General features: G+C 72.3%; 5 protein-coding genes. 1 reads left to right on the top strand and 4 read right to left on the bottom strand.

The window, feature by feature from the left end:
- On the top strand, window positions 1–343 hold a 343-nt coding region (locus tag VNE60_06275), incomplete at its 5' end, for a molybdopterin cofactor-binding domain-containing protein (protein HVB31119.1).
- On the opposite strand, the gene VNE60_06270 is transcribed toward VNE60_06275, so the two are convergent.
- Genes VNE60_06270 through VNE60_06255 form a run of 4 tightly spaced genes read right to left on the bottom strand, consistent with a single transcriptional unit; the run spans window position 303 to window position 3,036 of the window.
- Window positions 303–614 carry a YhbY family RNA-binding protein gene (locus tag VNE60_06270; protein HVB31118.1) on the bottom strand — a complete coding sequence of 104 codons (312 nt, stop codon included), beginning with the start codon at window positions 612–614 and terminating at the stop codon, window positions 303–305. The two genes, VNE60_06275 and VNE60_06270, sit on opposite strands and share 41 nt — an antisense overlap.
- 30 nt (window positions 615–644) lie before the next feature.
- Window positions 645–1,496 (bottom strand): 3-methyl-2-oxobutanoate hydroxymethyltransferase, encoded by an 852-nt coding sequence (gene panB / locus VNE60_06265; GenBank protein HVB31117.1) that lies wholly within the window; start codon window positions 1,494–1,496, stop codon window positions 645–647.
- Complete coding sequence (gene panC / locus VNE60_06260; GenBank protein ID HVB31116.1) at window positions 1,493–2,350, bottom strand: pantoate--beta-alanine ligase; 858 nt, start codon at window positions 2,348–2,350, stop codon at window positions 1,493–1,495. Before panC ends, panB begins: the two co-directional genes overlap by 4 nt.
- Complete coding sequence (locus tag VNE60_06255) at window positions 2,347–3,036, bottom strand: DUF2520 domain-containing protein (protein ID HVB31115.1); 690 nt, start codon at window positions 3,034–3,036, stop codon at window positions 2,347–2,349. The genes panC and VNE60_06255 overlap by 4 nt, the downstream gene beginning before the upstream one ends.
- Window positions 3,037–3,248 lie beyond the last annotated feature (212 nt).

Here is a 3,248-nt window from a genome sequence, read left to right as displayed (position 1 = left end):
ACTCGAGGGCGCGGTGCTGCAGGGAATGGGGTACGCGCTGTTCGAGGAGCGCGTGATGGACGAGCGGCTGGGCCTACAGATGAACCCCACGATGCACGACTACAAGATCCCGACCATGGCCGATGTGCCGCGCATCGAGGGATTCTTCGTGGACGGCGCCGACGTGGTGGCCAATCACATCGGGGCCAAGGGGCTGGCCGAGCCGCCGATGATTCCCGTGGCGCCGGCCATCGCGGCCGCGGTGGCCGACGCGCTGGGCGTGGAGATGGCGGAGATCCCGATGACGCCCTGGCGCGTGCTGGCTACTTCCGCCACGGCGGCAGGTCGCCGGCCTTCTTCTTGAGATCGGGATTCTCGCGATACAGCGTCGCCGTCCGGCCGATCACCTGCACCACCTCCGCGCCCACGGCCGCGGCCAGTTCGTTGGCCGCCTGCTTGGGCGTGACATCCGCCGTGCGGTTGAGCTGCACCTTCACCAGTTCGTGCGTGCGCAGGGCGTCGTCCAGCGACTGCGCCAGCGAGCGCGTGGCCCCCTGGTGCCCCAGGTGCACGGCGGCGGTGAGGTGATGGGCTTCGGCGCGCAGCTCGGCGCGCTGTTTGGAGCTCAGAGGCATTTGTAGTGGCGGTTGGGGACGTCCGAACGATCACCGCGGCCCGTGCAGTCGCGCAAGGATCGCCGCCAACTGGTCGGCGTCCACCGGATAGGTGTGCTCGGCCGCCGGGTACCGGCGAGCGCGCACATCGGCCGCGAACTGGCGCACCGCGGCCACCATTGGCTCGAACAGTTCGGCGTACCGCTTGGCGAACCGCGCATGGCGGCCGCTGCTCAAGCCCAGCAGATCGTGGAACACCAGCACCTGGCCGGCCGTGTTCGCTCCGGCGCCGATGCCGATGGTGGGCACGGTGAGCGTGGCGACGATCGCGTCGGCCACCGCGGCGGGCACGGCCTCGAATACGATGGAGAAGCAGCCAGCGGCCTCGAGCTCGAGCGCCGAGCGCGCGATGTCGAGCGCCTCGTCCACGCCGCGGCCCTGCGCCCGCGCCGCGGCGCCGGGCTCCAGATGCTGCGGCAGCAGTCCCACGTGGCCCATCACCGGAATGCCGGCGGCCACCACGGCCCGCGCGCGCTGCGCGATCTCGCCGCCACCTTCGATCTTCACCGCCTCGCACCCCACCTCGCGCACGAACCGGCGCGACGTGGCCACGGCCTGCTCGTCCGAGTCCTCGTAGGTGCCGAACGGCAGGTCGCACACCAGCAGCGGCGTCTTCACGCCGCGGCGCGCGGCGCGGGCGAGCGTGATCAGCTCGTCCACGCTCACCTCGCGGGTGGACTGGTAGCCGAGCACGACGTTGGCCGCCGAGTCGCCCACGAGCACGATGTCCACGCCGGCGGCCTCGGCCACGCGGGCCGACACGATGTCGTACGCCGTGACCATGACGATGGGCGTGCCGGCGCGCGCGAGCTGCGCGAGGTTTTCGATGCGGGGATCGGTCATGAGGTGGGCGGGATGGTGACGACGACGTTGTCGATGAGACGCACCGGGCCCACATGCGCGGCCACGGCCACGAGCACCGTGCCGGACAGCGGCTGCACCGGACGCAGCGTCTCGGCGGACACGAGTTCAAAGTACTCCGGCTCCACGCCGCGTTCCCGCATCGCCGCGCGCGCCGCCTCGGCGATGCCGGCGCCGTCGCGGTTGCCGCTCGCGATGGCCGACTCGGCCACGCTGAGCGCCTGGCGCAGCGCCAGCGCGCGCACGCGGTCGGCGGCGGTGAGCCGCACGTTGCGGCTGGACATCGCCAGACCGTCGGACTCGCGCACGGTAGGACACACCTCGATGCGGATGGGCAGATCGAGATCGCGCGTCAGGCGACGGATGATCATGGCCTGCTGCGCGTCCTTCTGCCCGAAGAACGCCACGTCGGGCGCCACGATGTTGAACAGCTTGGTCACCACCGTGGTCACGCCGCGAAAGTGCGACGGTCCGCGAAACACGCCGTCGAGCACGTCGGCGAGGCCGGCCACCACCACCGAGGTGGTGAATCCGTCGGGATACAGATCGCGCGCATCGGGCGCGAACAGCAGGTCCACGCCCTCGGCCGCGGCCATCAGCGCGTCGCCCGCCTCGTCGCGCGGGTACGCGGCGAGGTCGCTCGGATCGTTGAACTGCGTGGGGTTCACGAACAGCGACACGATCACAAATCCGCAGCGTTCGCGCGCCCGCCGCATGAGCGACAGATGTCCGTCGTGGAAGGCGCCCATCGTGGGCACGAAGCCCACGGTCTTTCCCTGGGCGCGGGCCGCGCCCACCGCGGCGCGCACGTCGGAGATCGCGCGGAGCGTGATCATGCCTTCGCCCCATCGCTCGCGTCGCGGGCCAGGGCGCCGGTGCGCTCCACGAGCGCGTCCCAGAGGGGGAGCAGCTCGGGGGCACGGGCGGCCACCGCCGCGCGCTGCCGCGCCACCGTCTGGTCGTCGCCGCGGGCGATGGGCCCGGTGAGCGCCGCGGCGCCGCGCTCCGCCCAGTGATCCACGGCGGTTTGCACCAGCGGAACCAGCAGTTCGCGCGACACGCCGGCCCGGACGGCCAGCGATTCGGCGGCGCACTCGAGCGTGACCAGGAAGTTCGATGCCGCGGAGGCCGCGGCGTGATACAGCGGGCGATCGGCCTCCGCCACGCGCACGGCGCGCATGTGCAGCAGGCCCGCCAGCGACTCCGCCACGGCCAGCGCTCGCGGCGTGGAGCCGGCCACCGCGCAGCCGGCGCCGGCAAATCGCGCCTCGCGGTGCGGAACGACGGTCATCAACGGGTGCAGGGAGAAGGCTTCGTGCGGGGCCAGCGGCTGGAGCGTGGAAGCGCCGCTGCAGTGTCCCACCACGCGGCCCGGCGCCACGAACCCGGCCGCGGCCGCGATCTCGCGATCCGGCACGCAGAGCAGCACCACGGCGTCGGCGTCGCAGGGTTCGCCGCGTCCCAGCGGCCCGCGCACGGCCACGCCGGCGGCCGCGAGCGCGGTCGAGAGGGCGTGTCCCATGCGGCCGCGTCCGACAACCGCGACGCCGCCGTTCAGCAGGTCAGTGGGATCCGACGATGCGGGTTGCACGCTCGGAAAGTAACGGGAAGGGATCGATGGGATCGCCCTCCCAATACCGGCCGTTGGGCGGCATCTGCAGAATCTGGAAGTGCAGGTGCGGCACATTCGCGGGCGCGTCGCCCGTGGTGCCCACGTAGCCCAGCGTGTCGCCC

The sequence above is a fragment of the Gemmatimonadaceae bacterium genome, assembly GCA_035533755.1.
Lineage (GTDB): Bacteria > Gemmatimonadota > Gemmatimonadetes > Gemmatimonadales > Gemmatimonadaceae > JAGWRI01.
Note: the sequence above shows the minus strand (reverse complement) of the source record. Positions and strands in the feature narration are given on the sequence as shown.